Origin of the sequence: Actinomadura sp. 6K520 (assembly GCF_004349245.1) — a bacterium.
GTDB lineage: Bacteria > Actinomycetota > Actinomycetes > Streptosporangiales > Streptosporangiaceae > Spirillospora.
In genome coordinates, this window is record NZ_SMLC01000074.1 from 1 (window position 1) to 22,760 (window position 22,760).

A 22,760-nucleotide genomic window follows, 5' to 3' on the forward strand; every position below is an offset into this window, starting at 1 on the left:
CGGGGGGTGGCGGCGGTGGGCATGATGGTGCGGAGCTGGCGGGTCAGCTCGTCGATCAGGGAGCGGGCCTGGTCGGCGGCGGTGCGGGCGGCGTCGCGCTCCTGGGAGAGTTCGGCGATCTGCGCGCGCTGCTCGGTGACAGCCTGCGCCAGCTGATCCACCCACTGGTCGCGTTCGGCCAGCTTCTCGGCGATGGCGTCGCGTTCGGCGGCCATCTGGCGCATGGCCGCGACGGCCTTGTCGCGTTCGCGGCCGGCCTGGTCGGCGCGGCCGCGGGCCAGGGTCAGCTCCGACTCGGCGCGTGCCTGCGCCTGGACGGCGCCCTCGCGGGCCCGCTCGGCGGCCTCCTTGGCCTTGGCGTTGCCGTCGCGCTCGCGCTCGGCCTTCTTGGCGGCCTCCAGCGACTGCGCGGCGGTGTCGAGGGCCTGCTGGCGCTCGGCCTCGGCGTTCTCGGCCCGTCCCACGGCCTCCTGGAAGCGGCGCTCGGCATCCTGCGCGCGGCGCTCGGCCTCGATGGCGCGGCGCTCGTTCTCCTGGGCGCGGTGCTCGGCGACCTCGGCGCGGCGGCGGGACTCGTCGGTCTCCTTGCCGGCCGCGACGACGGCGTGCTGCAGGTTCTGCGCGGTCATCTCGGCGTCGGTGACCTTGGCGCGCAGCGCCGACAGCTCGGCGTGGGCCGACTCCAGGCTGCGTGACAGTTCGCCGGCCTGCTCGGAGACGCGGTCGCGTTCCGCCTCGGCGGAGCGGCGCCCGGTGACGGCCTCCTCGACGGCGCGGAGCGCGTCGTCGCGGGCCTCGCTCATGGCGTCCCGCTGCTGGATGGCCTGCCGGACGGTGGCCTCGGCCTCGGCGAGACGGCGTTCGGCCTGCTCGACCTGGCCCTGCACCTGCTCCATCTGCGCGCGGGTCTGCTCGGCCTGCGCGCGCGCCTGGTCGGCCTGGATGCGCGCCTGCTCGGCCTGGCCGCGGGCCTGGTCGGCCTGGGCGCGGCCCTGCTGCGCCTGGTTCCACGCGGCGGCGGCGTCCCGCTGCGCGTTCTCCTTCTCGGTCTGCAGCGCGGCGATCTGCGTGACGGCCTCGTTCTGGACCTCGGCGACACGGCGGTCGGCGTCGGCGAACTGCCGCTCGGCCTCGACGGCGCGGCGCTCGGCCTGCTCGGCCTGGCCACGGGCACGCTGGACCTCACCCCAGGCGGCCGCAGCATCCCGCTGCGCCGCCTCCTTCTCCGCGGCGACCGCAGCGACCTGCGAGGCGACCTCGTTCTGCGCCTCGTTCAGACGGCGTTCGGCCTCGACGGCGCGGCGCTCGGCCTGCTCGGCCTGGCCACGGGCACGCTGGACCTCACCCCAGGCGGCCGCCGCATCCCGCTGCGCCGCCTCCTTCTCCGCGGCGACCGTGGCGACCTGCGAGGCGATCTCGCTCTGCGCCTCGCTGACCTTGCGTTCACCGGCGGCGAGCGCGTCGCCGATGAGGTCGGCCATCTGGCGGAGCCGCTCGACCATGTCCCAGGGCTGGGCCTCGGGCTTTTCGTCGGCGCGCACGAGTTCGCCGGTGCGGCCGTGGCGGCCGTGCTGTCCGTGCTGCGCGTGGTGGGGCTGCTGCTGCGGCTGCTGCGGCTGCTGCGGCTGCTGCTGCGCGGGTTTGGACATCTGGATCGGCTGCTGGGCGGCCGGCACCGGCGCCTCGGGCGCGCGGTTCGGGTCGCGCCCCATCGCGTTCCAGGGGGAGCCCGCGTCCGGGACTCCGCGGGAACCGCCCGATCCGTTCAGCTCACTCACTGCTCTCCTCGCCTCACGGCTCGGTGCCACGTGAACGCCATGGCCCTGCTCGTCCCGCTCGCGGCGATCCTCGCCCGGCGGCTCGTCATCTCGCTCACGCGTCTCCTCGCCGGGCGGCGTCCGGCCGCGTTCGCGGGGGTAGGTGTGCACATCTCGTTCGCTCCGCCACCGGCCCTGCGCCTCGTCGCTTCGCTCACTGAAGGCACTCTAGTCGCGACCAGCGGAACCTTTGCCCAGTTTGGGGTTTACTTTCTTGATCCTCGCAGGGTATCCGCGCACATGGCGTCCCAGCTCGGGACCCGTGCGCGCCGTCCGCGGCGGGCCCGGCGGGTGCCGCGGGTCACACCGCGCGGGACGGTGTGACGGGTGGGACAATCGCGCTCCATGGAGCTTCGCACCCTGTATCCGCCCATCGAGCCGTACGACTCCGGGCTGCTCGACGTCGGCGACGGCAACCGACTCTACTGGGAGGTGTGCGGGAACCCCCAGGGCAAGCCCGCCGTCATGCTGCACGGCGGCCCGGGCGCCGGGTGCAGCCCGGCGCACCGCCGGCAGTTCGATCCCGAGGCGTACCGGATCGTCCTGTTCGACCAGCGCAACTGCGGCCGGAGCCTGCCGCACGCGAAGGATCCGGAGGTGTCGCTGGAGGCGAACACCACCTGGAACCTGGTGGCCGACATGGAGCGGCTGCGCGAGCACCTGGGCATCGAGCGCTGGCTGGTGTTCGGCGGGAGCTGGGGCAGCGCGCTGTCGCTGGCGTACGCGCAGACCCATCCGGAGCGGGTGACCGAGCTGGTGCTGCGCGGCATCTTCACGCTGCGGCCGTTCGAGCTGTACTGGTTCTACCAGGAGGGCGCGTCGCTGCTGTTCCCCGACCTGTGGGAGCAGTACCTCGAGCCGATCCCCGAGGACGAGCGGGAGGACCTCATCTCGGCGTTCCGCGAGCGGCTCAACTCCCCGGACCGGGACGTGCGGATCGCGGCGGCGAAGGCGTGGTCGACGTGGGAGGGCTCCACGATCACGCTGCGGCCCGATCCGGAGCTGGCCGGGGCGTTCGGCGAGCCGGACTACGCGGTGGCGTTCGCCCGCATCGAGAACCACTACTTCGTCAACGAGGGGTTCTTCGAGGAGGAGCAGCTCATCCGCGACGTGGACAGGATCCGCCACATCCCGGCCGTCATCGTGCAGGGCCGCTACGACGTGTGCACGCCGGTCGCGACCGCGTGGGACCTGCACCGCGCCTGGCCAGAGGCGGAGTTCCACATCGTCGACGACGCCGGGCACGCCTTCAACGAGCCGGGCATCCTGCATCGCCTGATCGAGGCGACCGACCGCTTCGCTGGAAACGGACGGCCGGAAGCACCCTAGACCCGGGCCGCGAAATCCAGCCAGAATCGGCTATGGCGCGTAATCCGCTTGTGACATGTCCGAAAACGAGCCCGGGCGCGGCGCCCATGCCGCGCCCCGGCCGGTCTCCTCGTGACCGAAACACCTGATTTCTTACCTTCCCGCCACCCCGCTCTTACCTGTTCGTGAGTGAATCTGACCCTTGCAGGACAGGGACGGGTCCTCTCAGGATCCGCGTCAACGCCTTGGCCCACACACGTCCCAGCATGCTCGCGACCGGACGACCTCGCCCGATGCGACGTGACGTCCACCGCACCCGGGACGTTCACAGCGAATTTATGTGACTTACCTCACATAACCGATACACAAAACCCCTCGCGCGGTCACGACAAAACATTAAGCTGACGTTCAGGAAGCGTCCCGGGACGTCCGGCCGCAGGTTCGCCAGTAACACCTGCGTAACACGGAGAAATGCACGGAAGCGCCCGTGCGAGACGGCCACGAATTGCACCCAATTCGACAAAGCCTATTATCCTACCCAGGGCACCGCTCCGCTAAACATCTCGCAGATAACATTCCTCTGCGATCACGGCGCGCGATTCGCTAAATTGCCTGGACATGGCAGCGCAACCCCTGGAATCACCGACCCGACGCCCCGGTCCGAACGAGACGAACGCGGACGTGCAACTCCAGGAGCCGAGCCTCTCCGACGGCCCGGAGCTCTGGCGGATGGCCCGGGACTCGCGAGTCCTGGACGTCAACTCGCCGTACAGCTACACGCTCTGGTGCCGCGATTTCGCGGACACTTCCGTGGTGGCACGCGACGCCGGCGGTCCCTGCGGGTTCATCACCGGCTACGTCCGCCCGTCCCGGCCCGACACGTTCTTCGTGTGGCAGGTCGCCGTGGACCACGACCATCGCGGCCAGGGGCTCGCCCGCCGCATGCTCGACCACCTCACCGACCGGCTCGCCCCGCGCGGGCACCGGTTCATGGAGGCCACGGTGACACCGGACAACACCGCTTCCACCGCGATGTTCGAATCGTTCGCCCGGGACCGCGGCTGCGAGGTCGCCCGCAGTCCGCTGTTCGGCGCGGAGCACTTCCCCGACGGGGGACACGAGCCCGAGGTGCTCTTCCGGATCGGCCCGATCACCGACGCGAACTGATCCAGCACATCCAAGTCCGCTCCCCCACGACAACCTGCCTGGAGGCAGACATGGACGTTTTCGCCAGCCTGGAATCGGAAGTGCGCGGCTACTGCCGCAGCTGGCCCACGGTGTTCACCACCGCGAAGGGCAGCTACATGACCGACGAGAACGGTAAAAGCTACCTTGATTTCTTCGCCGGGGCGGGAACGCTCAACTACGGGCACAACAACCCGCAGCTGAAACGCCGGCTGATGGACTACCTCGCGAGCGACGCGGTCGTCCACAGCCTCGACATGTACAGCTCGGCGAAGCGGGAGTTCCTCGAGCGGTTCAACGAGTACGTGCTCCAGCCGCGGGGACTCGACTACAAGGTCCAGTTCCCGGGGCCCGCGGGCAACAACTCGGTCGAGGCGGCACTGAAACTGGCCCGCAAGTACACCGGCCGCGAGACGGTCGTCAGCTTCACCAACGCCTTTCACGGCATGACGCTCGGCGCCCTCGCCGTGACGGGCAACTCGATGAAGCGCACCGGCGCCGGAGTACCGCTCGGCCACGGGGTCGCGATGCCCTACGACAACTACCTGGACGGCCGGACGCCCGACTTCCTGCTGTTCGACACGATGCTGGACGACAGCGGCAGCGGCCTGGACAAGCCCGCCGCCGTGATCGTGGAGACCGTCCAGGGCGAGGGCGGCATCAACGTCGCCACCGCCGAATGGCTGCGCGGGCTGGCGGACCTGTGCCGCCGGCACGACATCCTGCTCATCGTGGACGACGTGCAGATGGGCTGTGGCCGCACCGGGTCGTTCTTCAGCTTCGAGGAGGCCGGGATCGTCCCGGACATCGTCTGCCTGTCCAAGTCGCTCAGCGGCTACGGGCTGCCGTTCGCGGTCACGCTGATGAAGCGCGAGCTGGACGTGTGGGACCCGGGCGAGCACAACGGCACCTTCCGCGGCTTCAACCCCGCGTTCGTCACCGCCGTCGGCGCGCTGGAGGACTACTGGGCCGGCGACGACATGGAGAAGGAGACGCTCGCCAAGGGCCAGCAGGTCCAGGCGGCCCTGGAGTCGATCGCGATCACGCACGCCGGCGCCGTCGACTCCGTCCGCGGCCGCGGCCTCGCGTGGGGCCTGGTGATGAAGGACGCCGAGATGGCTCCGAAGGTGTGCGCCGAGGCGTTCGAGCGCGGGCTGCTGATGGAGACCTCCGGTCCCGAGGGCGAGGTGGTCAAGCTGCTGCCGCCGCTCACCACGACCGAGGCCGAGCTCGGCCAGGGCCTGGAGATCATCTCGGACTCGCTGGAGGCCGTCCGCCAGAAGGTCGCCGTCTGACCCATTCCGCCCACATTGCGTCATAACGGGCCGTCAGCGGCTCGCTGAGCCGCTCCGACCGCTCCGGACCTGCCCGGGACGACCCCGGTCGTTCCGGGTCGCCTCCGGCCACCTGAGCCGTCCGACTCCCGGACGGCGCGGGCCGCCTGACCGGGTGGCCCCGGGACGGTGCCGCCTGACCGGGCACATACCCGGCGGACACGGCCGGGCGGCGGAGACGACCAGTGAAACGCGGCGGAGACGACCCCAGCGAAACACCGCCCGAGCGGAACCGGGCCCCCGCGGGCCCCGGTCCCCGGGCACAGCCGGAAAGAGGAGATTCATGATCGTTCGATCCCTTGACGAGATCATCGGCACCGAGCGCGACGTACAGGCGCCGACGTGGTGCAGCCGCCGGTTCGTCCTCGCCAAGGAGGGCGTCGGTTTCTCGATGCACGAGACGATCCTGTACGCGGGGACCGAGACGAAGATGTGGTACGCGAACCACGTCGAGGCCGTGTACTGCATCGAGGGCCAGGGAGAGCTGACCAACGACGAGACCGGCGAGAAGCACAAGATCGAGCCAGGCGTGATGTACCTGCTGGACCAGCACGAGCACCACACCCTCAGGGCGCACACCGATGTGCGGACCGTCTGCGTGTTCAACCCGCCCGTCACCGGCCGGGAGGTCCATGACGAGAACGGTGTCTATCCGCTGCTGACCGAGGAGGACGCATGAGCATCATCGAGTCGCATCCGACCATCGACGACGCCTACCCCACCCGGAAGGCCGCCGAGGCGGCGCTGCTGTACCGGCAGGACCCCGTCGTCTACGGCGGCCCGGAGGACGGCCCGATCGACGGCTCCACCCTCGACTCCTTCGAGTCCGACGGCTTCCTGACGGTCGACCAGCTGATCTCCCCGGAGGAGGTCGAGGACTACCGCGCCGAGTTGCGCCGGCTGTCCGCGGACCCGCAGATCCTCGCCGACGAGCGCACGGTCACCGAGCGCGGATCGGACGAGGTCCGCTCGATCTTCGAGATCCACAAGATCAGTGAGGTGTTCGACCGCCTCGTCCGCGACCCCCGCGTCGTCGGCCGGGCCAGGCAGTTGCTCGGCTCCGAGGTGTACGTCCACCAGAGCCGGGTCAACTACAAGCCGGGCTTCAACGGCAAGGACTTCTACTGGCACTCGGACTTCGAGACCTGGCACGCCGAGGACGGCATGCCCCGGATGCGCGCGGTGAGCATATCCATCGCGCTCACGGAGAACTTCGTGCACAATGGCGGGCTAATGATTATGCCCGGTTCCCACAAGACCTTCGTAGCGTGCGTCGGGGAGACCCCGGACGACCACTACAAGGAGTCCCTGCGCGGGCAGGAGATCGGGACGCCCGATCCCAGCAGCCTGTCGATCCTCGCCGATAAGCACGGGATCGAGCTGTTCACAGGGGCTGCGGGCTCTGCCACCATGTTCGACTGCAACTGCATGCACGGCTCGAACGGGAACATCACCCCGTTCCCGCGCTCCAACGTGTTCATCGTGTTCAACAGCGTCGAGAACACGTGTGTCGAGCCGTTCTCGGCACCGGCACCGCGCCCGGAGTTCATCGGCGCCCGCGACTTCACACCCGTGGGCGGCTGAATGAACACAACAATTCGATAACCCCGACCCACACCTTGCTCCCGCGCCCGCGGGAAGCCGCACCGGGCTTCCCGCGGGCGCGGGAGCGCACCCATCAGGAGATCGATGATGACTTCCTCGAGACGCGACTTCCTCCGCACCGCCGTGCTGCTGTCCGCCGCGGTACCGCTGGCCGCGGCGGGCTGCTCCACGACGGATCCGGAGGAGGAGCGGTCCGGCGGCGGCACGCTGGAGAAGGCCCGGAGCGCGGGGACGATCACCGTGGGCTTCGCCAACGAGGCGCCCTACGGCTTCACCGACCAGTCCGGCAAGCTGACCGGTGAGGCGCCCGAGCTGGCCCGCGTCATCTTCAAGGAACTCGGCATCGACGAGATCAAGGGCGTCCAGGTCGACTTCGGCGGCCTGATCGGCGGGCTCAACGCCAAGCGGTTCGACGCGATCGCCGCCGGCATGTTCATCACCCCCGAGCGGTGCGCCTCCGCGGCGTTCGCCGACCCCGAGTACGTCGCCAAGAGCGCCTTCATGGTCAAGGAGGGCAACCCGAAGGGCCTGACGGGTGCCAAGGACCCGGCGGAGAAGGACGCCAGGGTCGGCGTGCTCACCGGCGCGGTCGAGGCCGACTACGCCGAGAAGACCGGCGTGGCCAAGGACAACATCAAGACCTACGCCGACCAGCCGAGCGCCTTCGAGGCCCTCAAGGCCGGGCGCATCGACTGCATCTGGCTGACCCGCATCTCGCTCGCCGACCTGCTGTCCAAGCACGAGGGCGAGGGCTACGAGGTCACCGAGGCGTTCACCCCCGTCATCGACGGCAAGGAGCAGCTCGGCGCCGGCGCGTTCGCGTTCCGCAAGGCCGACACCGACCTGCTCAACGCCTGGAACGAGCAGCTCGGCAAGCTGAAGCAGGAGAACAAGCTGCTGCCGGTCCTGCAGCCGTTCGGGTTCACCGAGGCCGAGATGCCCGGCCCGGACGACACCGCCGCCAAGTTCTGCCAGGGCTGATCCCGTGGGGGACGTCCTCAGCAGCTGGGAACAGTGGCTGGACGGCGCGTGGCTCACCTTTCAGCTCACCGTGTACGGCGGCGTGCTGGCGCTGGTGCTCGCCCTGGTCTTCGGACTGGCGGGCGCCTCGCGCCACGCGTGGGTGCGCGGGCTCAACCGGGTCTACGTGGAGTTCTTCCGCGGGACCGCGACGCTGGTGCTGCTGTACTGGTTCTTCTACGCGCTGCCCCTGATCGGGCTGCGGTTCAGCACCATGTTCGCGGCGGTGCTGGCGCTCGGCATGAACGTCGGCGCCTACGGCGCGGAGGTGGTCCGCGGCTCGGTCAAGGCCGTGCCCAAGGCGCAGTACGAGGCGACGGTGGCGCTGAACTTCACGCCGTACCAGCGGATGCGGCGCGTCCTGCTGCCGCAGGCCGTCGCGCTGATGCTGCCGCCGTTCGGCAACCTGATCATCGAGCTGATGAAGGCGACGGCCATCGTCTCCCTCGTCGGCCTGGTCGACCTCACCCGCGTGTCGAAGAACATCCAGGGCAGCACCGGCGAGACCATCGCGGCGTTCACGGTGGTGCTCGTCCTGTACTTCGTCATCGCGCAGGTGCTGCAGCTGCTCGTCCGCTACGCGGAGCGCCGCGTGGACCGCATGCTGGGACGCAGGCTTCCCAGTGAGCCGTCACTCGGGACGATCGCGGCCGGCGCTCCGGGAGCGGGGGTGTCGGGCTGATGACCTGGGACTGGCAATACTCGGGCGAGATCCTGCCCGACCTGCTGAACGGGCTGCGCTACACGATCATCGCCACGCTGGCCGGCTACGTGATCGCGCTGATCCTCGGCCTGGTGTGGACGCTGCTGCGCCGGACGCCGTACACGGTCGTCAACCAGACGGTCCGGTGGGTCACGGAGTTCATCAGGTCGACGCCGCTGATCCCGCAGCTGTACTTCGTGTTCTTCGTCCTGCCCGCATGGGGCATCACGATCGGGCCGCTCACCGCGGGCATCATCACGCTCGGCATCCACTACTCGACCTACACGGCCGAGGTGTACCGGGCGGGCATCGCCGACGTGCCGAAGGGGCAGTGGGAGGCGTGCACCGCGCTGAACCTGCCGAAGTCGCGGGCCTGGGTGGACGTCATCCTGCCGCAGGCGATCCGCCGCGTGATACCGACGCTCGGCAACTACCTGATCGCGATGTTCAAGGACTCGCCGATGCTGCTGGCGATCAACGTCACGGAACTGCTGTTCTCCGCCTACCAGGTGGGGGCGCGGACCCTGCAGTTCCTGGAGCCGATCACCATGGTCGGCCTGTTGTTCGTCGTGGTCAGCGTCATATCCTCGATACTGGTCCGCCGCTTGGAGAGGCGCTATGCCACCCACTGACACCACGCCAGAAGCACCGACGCCCCAGGACCCCGAGGGCGGCTCCACGCCGGAGGACGCCCCCGGGGGCGCGAAGGACCCGGCGGGCAAGAGCGTCTCCACCCGGAAGGAGGACGCGGCCGAGGGCAAGCCGGCCGCGGATCTCCCGCGGGGCGGCGCGCCCGGCATCCGCTTCGAGAAGGTGGTCAAGCGGTTCGGCAGCAACGTCGTGCTCCGCGAGCTCGACTTCACCGTGGAGCCCGGCGAGCGGGTGACGCTCATCGGGCCGAGCGGGTCGGGCAAGACCACCATCCTGCGGCTGCTGATGACGCTGGAGACCCTCAACGAGGGCGTCATCTGGATCGGCGACCAGACGCTGTGGCACATGGACCGGGGCGGCAAGCGCGTCCCGGCCAACCAGAAGCACCTGCACGAGATGCGCAAGCAGGTCGGCATGGTGTTCCAGCAGTTCAACCTGTTCCCGAACATGAACGTGCTGCGCAACCTCACCGAGGGGCCGGTGCGCGTGCTCGGGGTCTCGAAGGACGAGGCGGTCGAGCGCGCCAGGAGCCTGCTGGACCTGGTGGGCCTCGCCGACAAGATCAACGCTCACCCGACGCAGCTGTCGGGCGGCCAGCAGCAGCGGGTGGCGATCGCGCGGGCGCTCGCCATGCAGCCGAAGGTGCTGCTGCTGGACGAGGTCACCTCCGCCCTGGACCCCGAGCTCGTCGTGGGCGTCCAGGACCTGCTGCGCGACATCGCCCGGCAGAGCGACCTGACCCTGCTGTGCGTCACCCACGAGATGGCCTTCGCCAAGGACATCTCCGACCGGGTCCTGATGTTCGACCAGGGCCAGATCGTCGAGGAGGGTCACCCGGACCAGATCTTCGGCGAGCCGGCCGAGCAGCGCACCCGGGACTTCCTGCAGGCGGTCCTGGCCTCCTGAGCACGGCCTCCTGAACGGGCCTCCTGAGCGGGCCCCGGCAGGCGATCCCGTCGCCCGCGTCCCCGTCGCCCCGGGGACGCGGGCGACTCTCGTCGGCGCCTCAGCCGACGCCGGGCCACGCGGCGGCGATCAGCCTCGCCCATTCCGGTGTCGGGGTGGCGGTGCCGTACTGCCGCGCGAGTTCCGCGGGGAATGACCCCATGGGTGCTTTAGCGGGGTTCCGGGCGATCTGTTCGACGATGATCTCGGTGAGGCCGCAGCCCGTCGCCAGGCGCGGGAAGGCGGCGTGCGCGCGGTCGGCGAGGTCCGCCGTCAGCGCTTCGGCGCCCAGCCCGGCGATGTCGGCGCCGCTTCCGGCGTGGGTGAGGGCGATCTCGGGCCGCATCCGTTGCGCGATCCCCAGGCTGGTGTGCAGCGCGATCGCCTCCCAGGCGATCCTGACCCGCTCGTCGTCCAGGCCGTTCGCGCTCAGGAACCCGGCGGCCAGGTCGGCGCCGTCCACTTCGAAGCGCTGGCCCCCGTCGCCCCGCTCGGTGAGGCCGGCGTCGTGCAGGACGCACGACAGGAAGAGAAGTTCGTCGTCGTAGTCGTCACCCGGGCGCACACCGCGCGCCTCCCCGATCGCGCGTCCGAACAGGTAGGTGCGGACGCTGTGGTGGGCGAGGGCCGTCGTCCCGAAGGAGAACGCGAGGTCGTACGCCTTGCGGGTCAGGTAGGTGTCGGGCATCGAGAACTCGGCGAAATGGTCGGCCATGGGTGCTCCCCGGATGTGCGCGGAAGGACGCCATTGATCGTCCGATGCGCCCCGCCCCGCCGGACAGTGGCCAGACTGCCGTTATGCGCTACGTTCTGGCCATGCATGTGGTCGCGGTGCTGGCGCTGGACGGGGTCGTGCCGTTCGATCTGTCGGTGCCCGGGCAGGTCTTCGGCACGACGACCACGTCCGGCGACGTCCCGCTGTACGAGGTGCGGGCGTGCACGGTGCCCGGCGGCGTGCGGACGTCGCCGAGGTTCGGCAGCATGCGGGTGGAGACGCCGTTCCGGCTGGCCACGCTCGCGACGGCTGACACGATCGTCGTCCCCGGTCACGAGGACGTGCGGGCCGACCCGCCCGCCGAGGTGCTGGACGCCCTGCGCGACGCGGCGGCGCGCGGTGCCCGGATCGCGTCGATCTGCGTGGGCGCGTTCCTCCTCGCCGCCGCGGGCCTGCTCGACGGGCGGCGCGCCACCACGCACTGGCGGTACGCGAGGTCGCTGGCGCGGCGGTATCCGGAGGTGGAAGTCGATCCGTCGGTGCTGTACGTGGACGGCGGGCAGGTCCTCACGTCCGCCGGCGTCGCCGCGGGCGTCGATCTGTGCCTGCACATCGTCCGCCGCGACCACGGCTCGGCGACGGCCGCGCGGACGGCGCGCCGGATCATCATGCCACCGCAGCGGGACGGCGGGCAGGCCCAGTACATCCGGCACGAGGACCCGCCGGACGGCGAGGCGTCCCTCCAGCGGACCCTCGCCTGGCTGGAGGCCAACCTGCACCGGCCGCTGACGCTGGACGACATCGCGCGGCACGCGTCCGTCAGCGTCCGGACGCTGACCCGGCGGTTCCGCGAGCAGGCGGGGACGACGCCGCTGCAGTGGTTGTCGCGCGCCCGCGTCCACCGTGCGCAGCAGCTCCTGGAGAGCACCGACCTGCCCGTCGAGCGGGTGGCGGCCGAGGCCGGTTTCGGGTCGCCGGTGACGCTGCGCGCCCATTTCGCCCGCCGGGTCGGGGCGTCGCCGCTGGCCTACCGCGGCGCCTTCCGTACGCGCGAGCCGTCACCCTGATCTTGCCGCCGCCCCGCCGTGGCCTACACCGAACGTCATTCGGTACCGTGGCCGCATGATTGGCGGAGGGGCACAGTGATGGGCACATCGATCGTGGGGCTCGGCATGACCGAGCTCGGCAGGGTGTACGGGCGCAGCCCGCGGCGGCTCGCCGCCGACGCGGTACGCCTCGCCGTCGCCGACGCGGGACTGGCGCTCGGCGACCTGGACGGGCTGCTCGTCAGCCACGGCATGGGCGGCTCCCCCGGCATCGAGCTGGCCGGTGCGCTCGGGCTCCGCGACCTGCGGCTGCTCTCCCAGGTCAACGCGTTCGGCGCGACCGCGGGGGCGATGCTGTCGTACGCGGCGATGTCGGTGCTGAGCGGGACGGCGACCACCGTCGCCTGCGTGTTCGCGGACGCGCCGCTGAAGCCGGAGAAGTCCGCCGGATCGGCCTACAACCGCGACGCCCGCGAATGGTACGGGTTCGGCGGGATGACGGCGGCGCTCGGGCTGCGCAGCGTCAACTCCTTCTACGCCCTCGCCGCCCAGCGGCACATGGCCCGGTACGGCACCACCAGCGAGCAGCTCGGCGCGATCGCGGTGTCGACCCGGGAGTGGGCCGCCCGCAACCCGCTCGCCCAGATGCGCGACCCGATCACCCTCGCCGACCACCAGGCGTCCCGCTGGGTGTCCGAGCCGCTGCACCTGCTGGACTGCTGCCTGGTCTCCAACGGCGCGATCGCCGTCGTGGTCACCGGCGCCGACCGGGCACGCGACCTGGCGCGCCCGCCCGTCCACCTGTGGGGCTGGGGGCAGGGCCATCCCGGGCACCGCAAGGAGCGCGGCAGCGAGTTCGGCCTGACGACGGGGGCGGCGTCGTCCGGGGCGACGGCGATGAAGCTCGCCGGGATCACCACGTCCGACGTCACCGCGTGCCAGCTGTACGACTGCTACACCTACACGGTCCTGGTGTCCCTGGAGGACTACGGGTTCTGCGCCAAGGGCGAGGGCGGCGCGTTCGCCGCGTCCGGCGCGCTCGGCCCCGGCGGGTCGCTGCCGACCAACACCGGCGGCGGCCAGCTCTCGGCGTACTACATGTGGGGCATGACGCCCGTGTCGGAGGCCGTGATCCAGGCGCGCGGGGACGGCGGCGAGCGGCAGGTCCCGGCCAACGACGTGATCCTCGTCAGCGGCAACGGCGGCATCCTCGACCACCATTCGACCCTCATCGTCAGCCCGCACGAGAAGGGTGCCTGACCCATGGACATCGGAGTGCTGCGGCGGGACGGCCGCACCGACCCGTTCTTCGACGGCACCGCCGCCGGCCGGCTCGTCATCCGGCGCTGCGAGCCGTGCGACCGCTGGTTCGCGCCGGACGAGACCGGCTGCCCGGACTGCGGCGCCGACGACCTCGGCTGGGCCGAGGCGAGCGGCGAGGCGACCCTGGTGGCCTGGACCGTCACGCATCCGCGGGACGCGGCCCGGCCCCCGGCCCACCTGGCGCTGGTCGAGCTCGCCGAGGGGCCGTGGCTGCACACCCGCCTGGACGGCGTCGACCCGGCGTCCCTGCGGGAGGGCCTCCCCCTCCGGGCGGCCTTCGTGCACCCGGACGAGGGCGAGTCGTACGTCCTGTTCCGCCCCTAGACCGAATGCCATTCGGTCCGTTACGGTCAGGGTCCATGAACACCGAGGTCTGCGCACGGTTCGGCATCGAGTTCCCGCTGTTCGCCTTCAGCCACTGCCGCGACGTCGTCGCCGCCGTGACCAACGCGGGCGGCTTCGGCGTGCTCGGGGCCGTCGCCTACACCCCCGACCGCCTCGAAGAGGAACTGCGCTGGATCGACGACCACGTGAACGGCCGCCCCTACGGGGTGGACGTCCTGGTCCCCGGCAAGATCGACAAGTCGGCGGAGAGCGGCGGCGGCCTCGACGCCATGCTCGCCGCGATCCCCGAGGAGCACTGGAACTTCCTCACCGGCCTGTTCGCCAGGTACGACGTCCCGCTGCCCGACTTCGAGAAGGCCAAGCGGTCCAACGCCCGCGGCGGCACGCAGGTCACGGCCAAGGGCGCGACCGAGCTGATCGACGTGTCGCTCGCCCACCCCATCGGCCTCATCGCCAGCGCGCTCGGCACCCCTCCCCCGCTCATGGTGGAGAAGGCGAAGGCCGCCGGGATCCCCGTCGCCGCCCTGGTCGGCACGTCCGAGCACGCCCGCCGCCAGGTCGCCGTTGGCGTCGACCTGATCGTCGCGCAGGGCGGTGAGGCCGGCGGGCACACCGGCGAGATCTCCACGATGGTCCTCGTCCCCGAGGTGGTCGACACCGTCGCCCCGGTGCCGGTCCTCGCCGCCGGCGGCATCGCCACCGGACGCCAGATGGCCGCGGCCATGGCCCTCGGCGCGTCCGGCGTCTGGTGCGGCTCGGTCTGGCTCACCACCGAGGAGGCGGAGACACCGCCCCAGGTCAAGGAGAAGATGCTCGCGGCGACGTCCCGCGACACGGTCCGCTCCCGGTCCCGCACCGGCAAGCCCGCCCGGCAGCTCCGCTCCGCCTGGACGGACGAGTGGGAGGGCCCCGCGAGCCCCGGCCCGCTCGGCATGCCGCTCCAGATGATCGTCGCCGAGGGCGCCATGCGGCAGATCACCAAGATCGCCGAGTCCGGCAACCCCGGCGCCCGGCAGCTCGCCAACTACTTCGTCGGCCAGTGCGTCGGCCTCATGAACACCGTCAAACCGGCCCGCCAGGTCGTCTACGACATGGTCGACGACTTCGCCAACGCCGTCGAGCGCCTCAACGCCATCACCGGCGCGGACTGACCCGCCGCCGCCCGGCGCCCGGTCAGGACGGGAAGCGGGTGGTGCGGCGGAGCTGGTCGAGAGAGCCGAGGATGTCGTCGAGGCGGTCGTCCCCCGGGTCGGCGACGTACTCGAGGACCGCGTGGTTGAACGCGGCGGCCATGACCGTCGGCATCGTGTCGGACCCGTCGAAGCGGACCGTCCCGGCGTCCGCGAGCGTCTGCGCGATCCGCCGCGCCGCCGGATCCGGGTAGTCGCCCGGCCGCACCTCGCGGTTCAGCGAGAAGGCGCCGCTGCCGGGACGGCCGGTCCACGTCCGCTGGGCGCCGGCCGTCGCCAGGTGGGCGACGAGCCGGCGGGTGGCCGGCGTGTCGCGGAACACGCCGAGCACGTCACCGCCGATCACGACCGACGCCGCCCCCGGGAAGGGGATGTGGTCGTAGTCCCGGCCGGCCTGGGGGCGGCCCGGCGCCTGCCGGTAGAAGGCGGTGATGAACGAGCCGGCATGGTCGAACCGGCAGCCCGGCGGCGTGGCGAACATCGGCGCGCCGGCCTGGCCGTAGCCGGTGAGCAGCGCGGTGCGGGCGTCCCCGCGCGAGGCCGCCACGACGGAGCCGAACTCCCGCCAGGCGCTCCGCACCGGGCCCGACGTCCAGGCCAGGCGGCCCGACACCCAGTCGTCATAGATTTCGGGGCCGGACTCGTGCAGGAGCAGGTCCTCGATCCAGTCGGTGCCGGGCCAGCCTGAGACGGAGGTGTCGGCGAGGCCCAGGCACCAGGGGCGGGGCCCGGCCCGCCCGGCGATCTCGGACAGCTCGTCCCACGTGAGGTCCGGGGCCGTGAGCCGCTCGCGAAGACCGGCCGGCAGAGCGCGCGGATTGTACCAGATCAGGCTCTTCACGGACGCCTTGACGACGATGCCGAACGATCGGCGCCGGCCGTCCGGGCCGGTGGCGGACGTGAGGTCGCCGCCGATGCCCTGCGCGCCGCCCGGCAGCGGGCGCAGCTCGCCGGCGGCGGCGTACGCCCGCAGGTCGCCCGGCGTCGCCAGGACCGCCGCGTCGGGCGGGTGACCGTCGTGCAGCTCGCTGGCCAGCACCGCGCGGGCGTCCCGCGTTCCGGTGTACTCGACGTCGATGCCGGTGCTCTTCTCGAAGCCGGACAGCATCTCCCGGAAGGCGTCGCCCTCCTCCCCCGTCCAGGAGCCGAGCACGGTGATCGTCCTGTCCGAGCCGGAACCGCCGCACGCGACGAGGCCGAGCGAGCACAGCAGCAGGATCGCCGACAGGATTCGCACGCTCATCTCCCGAACTCGCGCAGCCTGAACCAGAACCCCAGGGCGGTCATCCCGGCCACGGCCAGGCTCAGCAGGGGGAGGCCGGCGGCCAGCGTCCCGGTGTCCGCGGCGCCCGCGAGCCGCGCGTCGAGGGGACGGCGCGCGTCGTCCACCGCCTTGACGTCCAGCCCCTCGGCCTGGTCCACCGGGCCTCCCGCGCGCAGCGCGGACGCACCCGCCCGGGCCGTGCCGATCTGCGCCTCCACGACCCGGTCGAACGCCGGCAGGTCCCGGTCCCACGCCCGGTCGAACGAGCGGTCGAGGTGCAGGAACGCGTCCGCCGTCCACAGGATCAGGCCCAGCAGGAGCAGGCACGCGGCCAGCAGCGGCAGGTTGAAAACGCGCCGGAACCGCCGGGCCATCGCCACCTGCGCGTACCCCAGCACCGCGAGGAGCGCGAACCCGGCCACCGCCGTGCCGAGCGCGGCGGCGGTCCCGCCCCACGCGGAATGCCGCCGCTCGTCGATGGCCCGCAGGTCGCGCCCGGCCATCTCGTCGATCCGGGCGAGCACACCACCGTCGCCGTGCAGAAGGTCGGAGGCATAACTCAGATACGCGTACCCGAGGTCCTCCAGCCCTTCCCGATAGGTGGCGTCGGCCTGTTCCACCAGTCCCTGATAGGTGACGACCTGCGCATTGACCGCGCGCAGCAGGTCGCGTTCGGCGGAACCGCCGAAGTCGCGTTCGGCGATATGCGCCAGGCTGTCGGCCGCCGTCGTCAGATTGTCGCGGAACCGCTGGCCGGGCCCGATCAGCTCCGCGGCCCCGGAACGGAAACTCTGCCAGGCCGCGCGATCCGCGTCCGACAGTGCGGCGTGGGCCGTCCGTGCGCTGACATACGCGGGGACGCCCCGGTCCCGCACCGACGACACCGCCGACCCGCCGCCCACCAGGACCCCGGTCGCGGCCGCCCAGAACAGAAACGTCATGCCCAGGGCGAGGGCCATGAGCGACCACAGCCAGCGCGGCGTGCTCCATTTCCTCGGGCCCGCTCGAAACCTCAAGGCAAAGGACACGGATGCCATGGTAGGCCAATACCCTTGCGTTTGCCTCTAAGCGACGTCCGCCATAATGAGTGCAGAATCCACCGAAAAATCAAGAGCAATTACCGGCCGCTTTCGGTCATCGCCGCGGCTCCGCGGAATTGTCGTCGGCACGGTGCCGGCCGCGCGGCCTGCGGGAACGCCTCCTAACGTGCGGACACCACCGGTCCGGCCGCGCGGGGAGTGACCCGACCGCTCGACGGGGGGCCGCCCGAGCCGAGGGCCGGAGCTTCGCCTATGCTCCGAATAAATGCATGTTCATTTACAGGAGGACGGATGGCGGGACGGCCTCGCGGGGTCGATGACGCGGCGATCCTCCGGGCGGCGACCGAGGTCATCGGAAGAGTAGGCCCGGCGAAGCTCACCCTCGCCACGGTGGCGGACGAGGTGGGGCTCGTACCGGGGACGCTCATCCAGCGTTTCGGGTCCAAGCGGGGGCTGCTGCTCGCGCTGGCCGCCCGCTCCGCGCACCTCCCGGAAACGCTGCACGAGCGCGTGCGCGAGCGGCACGACTCGCCGCTGGGGGCACTGCTCGCCTTCGCCGTCGAGTCCATGTCGGACGTGGCCACCCCGCAGAGCTACGCGAACCACCTGGCGTTCCTGTGCATGGACCTCACCGATCCGGAGTTCCACGAGCACGCGCTGGCCGTCCACCGGGCACAGGGGCGGGTCATCGGGACGCTGCTCGACGAGGCGGTCTCCGCGGGCGAGCTGGCGACCTTGACCGACACCGCCGGGGTGGCGGGGTCGATCCAGACGGCGATCGCCGGAGCCGGCCTGACCTGGGCGCTCGACCGCCGCGGCACGCTTGCGGAGCGCCTCGAACGCGAGATCCGGACCGTCCTGGCACCCCTGCGTCCGACCACGCCCGCCGCCGGGCCGCCCGCGCCGGCCTGAGCACCGCCTTCCCGGCTCCGGTGGACTCCGACTTGCGTCGGCCCGGGTGCGGCGATTTAATAAATGCACGTTCATTTATGATTCGTCGTCCCGGCACCGTTCGTTCGGAGGGAAGCATGACCACGGAGAAGCGCCCGCTGACCGGCAAGGTGGCCCTGGTCGCGGGCGGCACGCGAGGGGGCGGACGCGGTGTCGCCGTCGAGCTCGGGGCGGCGGGGGCGACGGTCTACGTCACGGGCCGCAGCAGCTCGGCCGGGCCCTCCGGCCTCGGGCGGCCCGAGACCATCGAGGAGACCGCCGAGCGGGTGACCGCGGCCGGCGGGACCGGGATTCCCGTCCGCGTCGACCACGCCCGCCCGGAGGAGGTGCGGGCGCTCGCCGAGCGGATCGCGGCCGAGCAGGAGGGGCGGCTCGACGTGCTCGTCAACTCCGTGTGGGGCGGCGACCCGCTGACCGACTGGGAGCACCCGCTGTGGGAGCAGGACCTCGACCGGGGGCTGCGGCTGCTGCGCCAGGCGGTGGAGACCCATGTGATCACCAGCCGTTTCACGCTTCCGCTGATGGTCGCCCGCGGCCGCGGGCTCGTGGTGGAGGTGACCGACGGCAACACCGCCCGCTACCGCGGCTCGCTCTTCTACGACCTCGCGAAGTCCTCGGTGATCCGGCTGGCCGTCGCCCAGGCCGCCGAACTGAAGCCGCACGGGGTCGCGGCCGTGGCCATCACCCCCGGTTTCCTGCGCTCGGAGGCCGTCCTCGACCACTTCGGGGTCACCGAGGCGAACTGGCGGGAGGCCATCGCCGCGGACCCCCACTTCGCCCATTCCGAGACCCCGGCCTACCTCGGACGGGCCGTCGCGGCCCTGGCCGCCGACCCCGGGGTCATGGCCAAGACCGGGCGGGCACTGGCGACGTGGGGCCTGTACGAGGAGTATGGCTTCACCGACGCAGACGGTACCCAACCCGACTTCGCCGCACACTGGGCCGAAGCCCTCGTGGACGAGTACGGCCCGCTCGGAGATCCCCTCTAGGACGGCACCGCAATGACCAGGCGGTCACCTTCCGGGGCGGCACTCGTCCCGAAGGCGGCGCAAGCCGCGCGGTAGCGCTCGGTGATCCACATGTGGTCGGCTCCCCCGGCCAGCCGGGTGCGGGCGTGGTCGAGACGCAGCGGGACCGCCTCGATCCGGGACGGCCCCGCGCCGTCCAGGGTGACCAGGAACAGCAGTCCCAGGTCGTTGCGGAGCGACGCGCTGACGGCGTAGTCGTCGATGAAGTCGCCCATGTCGAAGATCACCGGCGGGGCCACGCCGTGGAAGACGTGGGCCGAGCTCCCGGCGATGAGCGTCGCACCGGCGTCCACCAGCCCCTGCGCCGCCCGCCGGACGTAGTACGGAGGCTCCCGCGTCATGTTCGGTCCCCAGTGCGGGAGGACGAGCACCGCGTCGTTGTCCTCCCGCAGCCGCCCGACGCGGTCCGCCAAGTGGCGCGGGACGCCCATCTCCAGGTGGGCATGGGCGACGCCCGGACGGCCGGGCGCGGCGGCGAAGTCGGAAGGGTGGTCCGTGATCCCCACGACCGCGACCCGGACGCCGCCGGCCTCCAGCACGACGGCCTCCCGCGCCTCCCCCAGATCCGAGCCCGCACCGACGGCCCGGATGCCCGCCCCGGCGAGGTGGTGGAGGGTGTCCTGCAGGGCGTCCGGGCCGTAGTCGAGCGCGTGGTTGTTGGCGAGCGTCACGCAATCGACGCCTAGACCGGCGAGCGCCCCGGCCGCTTCCGGGGGCGCACGGAAGTGGAAGGCCTTACCGGCCGGGTCCCACCGCCGGCCACGGGAGGACACACAGCATTCCAGGTTGACCAGGGCCAGGTCGGCTTCGGCGAAGACGTCGCGCACACCCCGCGAGAAGAGCCCGTGCGGACCGGACGCGGCGATCTCCTCCGCCACGCCCCGCCCGAGCATCGTGTCCCCGGCGAGCGCCACGGTGACGGCCATCGGTTCCCCCCATCGACGGCGGTGCCACAACCACACCCCTACCCACGGAAGGCCGGCCGGTGACGGCGACGGCGGCGATTCGGCTCAGGCGGTGCGGGTGAACCACGTGACCTGGGCGCCGTTGCTGAACGACCGCCGGTCGGTCGGTGTGAAGGACGTGGGACGGAACGCGCCGGAGAAGGCGGGCACGCCGCCTCCCGCCACCACCGGATAGGACTTGATGATCAGCTCATCGATCTCGGGGAGCAGCGCGGCGGCGAGCCGGCCGCCGCCGCAGAGCCAGATGTCCTTGCCGCCTTCCGCGGCCTTGAGCGCGCGGACGGTGTCGAGCGGCTCCCTGACGAGTTCCACGCCGGGGTCGGTGATCTCTTCCAGGGTGGTGGAGGCGATGTACTGCCGCAGATGGGCGTACGGGCTGGTCACACCGATGTCGAGCGCGGGCTGGTACGTGGCGAGCCCCATCACCAGCGTGTCGAACCGCTTGTTGGGCGCGTTCTCCAGGCCGACGTGCGGGCGGATATGGGTGGGCACGGTCTCCGGAAGGCGCTCGTTGATCCAGGCCGCCATGTCGTCCGCGACCGGATAGAAGTCGACCTCGTCGCCGGGACCGGCGATGAAACCGTCGATGCTCACGCCCACGTAGTAGACGAGCTTTCGCATATTGATTACTCCAATCAGAGTACTCTATCCGTAGTGGCTTGAACGTAGTACTACAGTTGGAGTGGTGTCAACATGAGGCGGAACGTGGAGCGGAGGACCGCGCTGGTCGACGCGGCGATCGAGGTCCTGGCCAGGGAGGGCGCGCGCGGGCTCACCTACCGGGCGGTGGACGGTGAGGCCGGCGTCCCGGCCGGCACCGCGTCCAACTACTTCGCGAACCGGGACGAACTGTTCACGCAGGCGGGCCGGCGGATCTACGAGCGCCTGCAGCGGGACGCGGCCGCCGCGATGCCCGGAGCGATCGAGGGGCCGCGTGATCTCGCCAAGCTCACCGAAGTCCTGCGAGCCACCGTCGGGCGGATCGAGAACTTCCGCACCGGCTACCTGGCGCTCCTGGAGCTGCGCCTGGAGGCGACCAGGCGCCCGGAGCTGCGCGCGGTGCTGACCGAGCGGGTCCGCGAGGACGTGGAGGCCAACACCGCCTACCACCTGGACTCGGGCCTCCCGGGCGACGCCACCTCGGTGCGCCTCCTGTACCTGGCGCTCAACTGGCTCATCGTGGAGCACCTCACCCTGCCGGGCGTGTTCTCCGACGAGGACGTCCAGGAGCTCGTGGCGCTCGCGGTGGACCGCGCCGTCCCCCGCTAGGACAGCGGGCGGCCCGGCCCCTTCTTGACCTGCTGGATGAACAGCCCGGCCAGTGCGCGCTGCCCGGCGGCCGTCGGGTGGTAGCTGCGCGGCTCGGCTTCGAGCGCCGGCAGGTTCAGCGTCAGGCCGTTCATGTACGGCTCCTTGCTGCCCACCTCGTGACCGGCGAACGCGCCGTAGGCGTCGACGAACTCGACGCTGCCGCGGCCGCCGCGGGCGGCGATCTGCGCGTCGGCCTCGGCGGCGGACTGGCCGATCAGGCGGCTCAGGTCGTAGGCCCGGGCGTTGAGCCAGCGCTGGTCGGACACCGTGATGTTGTCCGCGCCCACGCCGCTCATCTCGGAGAAGGCCCTCGGGTACCCCATCACGATCACCCGTGCGCGGGGCGCCTTCGCGGTGATCTCGTCGAGCAGGCCGGGCAGGTTCCTGCGCAGTTCGGCCATGCGCTCCGCGATGTCCTCGCCCTGCCGGGTGCAGTCCCTGCTCCACGGCAGCTTGACCACGCACCCCGCGAGCACCTTGGAGAACCCGACGTCGTTGCCGCCGATGCTCAGCGTGATCAGGCTGGTGTCGGGGCCGATCCGGTTGATCTGCGGCGGTTCCCCGCCCCGTCCCTCCAGGACGTCGGAGGTCGTGGCGCCCGAGCAGGCCCAGAACCCGCCGCCCTTCGCGAAGTCGAACGCCTTCGAGACCTCGTGGTAGTACGCCTTGGACGTCCGGTGGCACCGGTCGAGCGGGTTGTGGTCGGACACGGTCGCCTCCGAGCCGACTCCCGAGGAGTACGAATCCCCCAGTGCCACGTACGCCCCCCATGTGGCGGCCTCGACGGGCGTGAGCGCCCTCGCGGTCGCCACCGGATCGGCGCGGACCTCGGGTTCGGGCTCGCGGCACCCGCTGTCGAAGACCGCGCAGCGCGCCGCCGGCAGCGCCACGAGCGGGACGACGGCCAGCGCCAGCAGCGCCACCAGGACGGCGACCGCCGCCCTCCGCTCACCGAGACGATCCCGCAGCCACCCCGCCGGGCTGATCATCGCCTTCCTCCCGTGTCGTGCTCAT

22 protein-coding genes and 1 pseudogene are annotated in these 22,760 nt (G+C 71.4%); 16 read left to right on the forward strand and 7 right to left on the reverse strand.

The features are described from left to right. Positions 1–1,778 (reverse strand): annotated as a pseudogene (locus E1289_RS20160) (hypothetical protein); the annotation flags it as partial. 384 nt (positions 1,779–2,162) lie between these two features. Here E1289_RS20160 and pip point away from each other — a divergent pair. From pip to ehuA, 9 genes are all read left to right on the forward strand, one after another. After that, positions 2,163–3,146 (forward strand): prolyl aminopeptidase, encoded by a 984-nt coding sequence (pip, locus tag E1289_RS20165; protein ID WP_131982391.1) that lies wholly within the window; start codon positions 2,163–2,165, stop codon positions 3,144–3,146. 597 nt (positions 3,147–3,743) lie between these two features. Beyond that, positions 3,744–4,292 (forward strand): diaminobutyrate acetyltransferase, encoded by a 549-nt coding sequence (gene ectA / locus E1289_RS20170; RefSeq protein WP_207929051.1) that lies wholly within the window; start codon positions 3,744–3,746, stop codon positions 4,290–4,292. A gap of 50 nt (positions 4,293–4,342) precedes the next feature. Then, the gene (ectB, locus tag E1289_RS20175) at positions 4,343–5,605 is read left to right on the forward strand and encodes a diaminobutyrate--2-oxoglutarate transaminase (protein WP_131982393.1); all 1,263 of its coding nucleotides are present in this window, start codon (positions 4,343–4,345) and stop codon (positions 5,603–5,605) included. Positions 5,606–5,927: 322 nt separating this feature from the next. Continuing rightward, a complete protein-coding gene (locus E1289_RS20180; RefSeq protein WP_131982395.1) occupies positions 5,928–6,323 on the forward strand; it encodes an ectoine synthase in 396 nt (131 codons plus the stop codon). Next, entirely contained in the window at positions 6,320–7,228 is a 909-nt protein-coding gene (gene thpD, locus E1289_RS20185; protein ID WP_131982397.1) for an ectoine hydroxylase, read from the forward strand. The genes E1289_RS20180 and thpD overlap by 4 nt, the downstream gene beginning before the upstream one ends. Before the next feature lie 108 nt (positions 7,229–7,336). Next, positions 7,337–8,230, forward strand: a complete 894-nt coding sequence (gene ehuB, locus E1289_RS20190) for an ectoine/hydroxyectoine ABC transporter substrate-binding protein EhuB (protein WP_131982399.1) — start codon at positions 7,337–7,339, stop codon at positions 8,228–8,230. Positions 8,231–8,234: 4 nt separating this feature from the next. Next, positions 8,235–8,951 carry an ectoine/hydroxyectoine ABC transporter permease subunit EhuC gene (gene ehuC, locus E1289_RS20195; RefSeq protein ID WP_131982401.1) on the forward strand — a complete coding sequence of 239 codons (717 nt, stop codon included), beginning with the start codon at positions 8,235–8,237 and terminating at the stop codon, positions 8,949–8,951. Then, positions 8,951–9,604, forward strand: a complete 654-nt coding sequence (gene ehuD, locus E1289_RS20200; protein ID WP_131982402.1) for an ectoine/hydroxyectoine ABC transporter permease subunit EhuD — start codon at positions 8,951–8,953, stop codon at positions 9,602–9,604. Before ehuC ends, ehuD begins: the two co-directional genes overlap by 1 nt. After that, positions 9,591–10,529 carry an ectoine/hydroxyectoine ABC transporter ATP-binding protein EhuA gene (ehuA, locus tag E1289_RS20205; protein WP_243712976.1) on the forward strand — a complete coding sequence of 313 codons (939 nt, stop codon included), beginning with the start codon at positions 9,591–9,593 and terminating at the stop codon, positions 10,527–10,529. Before ehuD ends, ehuA begins: the two co-directional genes overlap by 14 nt. A gap of 100 nt (positions 10,530–10,629) precedes the next feature. On the opposite strand, the gene E1289_RS20210 is transcribed toward ehuA, so the two are convergent. After that, a complete protein-coding gene (locus E1289_RS20210; RefSeq protein ID WP_131982404.1) occupies positions 10,630–11,283 on the reverse strand; it encodes an HD domain-containing protein in 654 nt (217 codons plus the stop codon). 83 nt (positions 11,284–11,366) lie between these two features. On the opposite strand from E1289_RS20210, the gene E1289_RS20215 reads away from it, so the two are divergent. The 4 genes from E1289_RS20215 (at position 11,367) to E1289_RS20230 (ending at position 15,148) form a co-directional block, all read left to right on the forward strand. Continuing rightward, the gene (locus E1289_RS20215) at positions 11,367–12,350 is read left to right on the forward strand and encodes a helix-turn-helix domain-containing protein (protein ID WP_243712977.1); all 984 of its coding nucleotides are present in this window, start codon (positions 11,367–11,369) and stop codon (positions 12,348–12,350) included. Positions 12,351–12,428: 78 nt separating this feature from the next. Continuing rightward, the gene (locus E1289_RS20220; protein WP_131982406.1) at positions 12,429–13,589 is read left to right on the forward strand and encodes a thiolase family protein; all 1,161 of its coding nucleotides are present in this window, start codon (positions 12,429–12,431) and stop codon (positions 13,587–13,589) included. Between the two features lie 3 nt (positions 13,590–13,592). After that, a complete protein-coding gene (locus tag E1289_RS20225; protein WP_131982408.1) occupies positions 13,593–13,976 on the forward strand; it encodes an OB-fold domain-containing protein in 384 nt (127 codons plus the stop codon). A gap of 35 nt (positions 13,977–14,011) precedes the next feature. Continuing rightward, positions 14,012–15,148 (forward strand): nitronate monooxygenase, encoded by a 1,137-nt coding sequence (locus E1289_RS20230; protein ID WP_131982410.1) that lies wholly within the window; start codon positions 14,012–14,014, stop codon positions 15,146–15,148. 22 nt (positions 15,149–15,170) lie between these two features. Here the strand turns inward: E1289_RS20230 and E1289_RS20235 are convergent, their stop codons facing one another. After that, positions 15,171–16,430: an ABC transporter substrate-binding protein gene (locus tag E1289_RS20235; RefSeq protein ID WP_131982412.1), complete on the reverse strand. Its 1,260-nt coding sequence runs from the start codon at positions 16,428–16,430 to the stop codon at positions 15,171–15,173. After that, complete coding sequence (locus tag E1289_RS20240; protein WP_131982414.1) at positions 16,427–17,479, reverse strand: hypothetical protein; 1,053 nt, start codon at positions 17,477–17,479, stop codon at positions 16,427–16,429. The genes E1289_RS20235 and E1289_RS20240 overlap by 4 nt, the downstream gene beginning before the upstream one ends. Positions 17,480–17,782: 303 nt before the next feature. On the opposite strand from E1289_RS20240, the gene E1289_RS20245 reads away from it, so the two are divergent. Further along, positions 17,783–18,403, forward strand: coding sequence for a TetR/AcrR family transcriptional regulator (locus E1289_RS20245; RefSeq protein WP_131982416.1), 621 nt, complete (start codon positions 17,783–17,785; stop codon positions 18,401–18,403). A 116-nt stretch (positions 18,404–18,519) separates the two neighbouring features. Continuing rightward, positions 18,520–19,431 carry an SDR family oxidoreductase gene (locus tag E1289_RS20250; protein ID WP_131982418.1) on the forward strand — a complete coding sequence of 304 codons (912 nt, stop codon included), beginning with the start codon at positions 18,520–18,522 and terminating at the stop codon, positions 19,429–19,431. Here E1289_RS20250 and E1289_RS20255 read toward each other — a convergent pair. Further along, a complete protein-coding gene (locus tag E1289_RS20255) occupies positions 19,428–20,396 on the reverse strand; it encodes a CapA family protein (protein ID WP_131982420.1) in 969 nt (322 codons plus the stop codon). The genes E1289_RS20250 and E1289_RS20255 overlap by 4 nt on opposite strands. 84 nt (positions 20,397–20,480) lie before the next feature. Next, positions 20,481–21,056 carry a dihydrofolate reductase family protein gene (locus E1289_RS20260; RefSeq protein ID WP_131982422.1) on the reverse strand — a complete coding sequence of 192 codons (576 nt, stop codon included), beginning with the start codon at positions 21,054–21,056 and terminating at the stop codon, positions 20,481–20,483. A 72-nt stretch (positions 21,057–21,128) separates the two neighbouring features. Between E1289_RS20260 and E1289_RS20265 the strand changes: the two genes are divergently transcribed. Further along, entirely contained in the window at positions 21,129–21,704 is a 576-nt protein-coding gene (locus E1289_RS20265; RefSeq protein ID WP_131982424.1) for a TetR/AcrR family transcriptional regulator, read from the forward strand. Here the strand turns inward: E1289_RS20265 and E1289_RS20270 are convergent. Continuing rightward, positions 21,701–22,735: an SGNH/GDSL hydrolase family protein gene (locus E1289_RS20270; RefSeq protein WP_131982426.1), complete on the reverse strand. Its 1,035-nt coding sequence runs from the start codon at positions 22,733–22,735 to the stop codon at positions 21,701–21,703. The two genes, E1289_RS20265 and E1289_RS20270, sit on opposite strands and share 4 nt — an antisense overlap. Between the last annotated feature and the right edge of the window lie 25 nt (positions 22,736–22,760).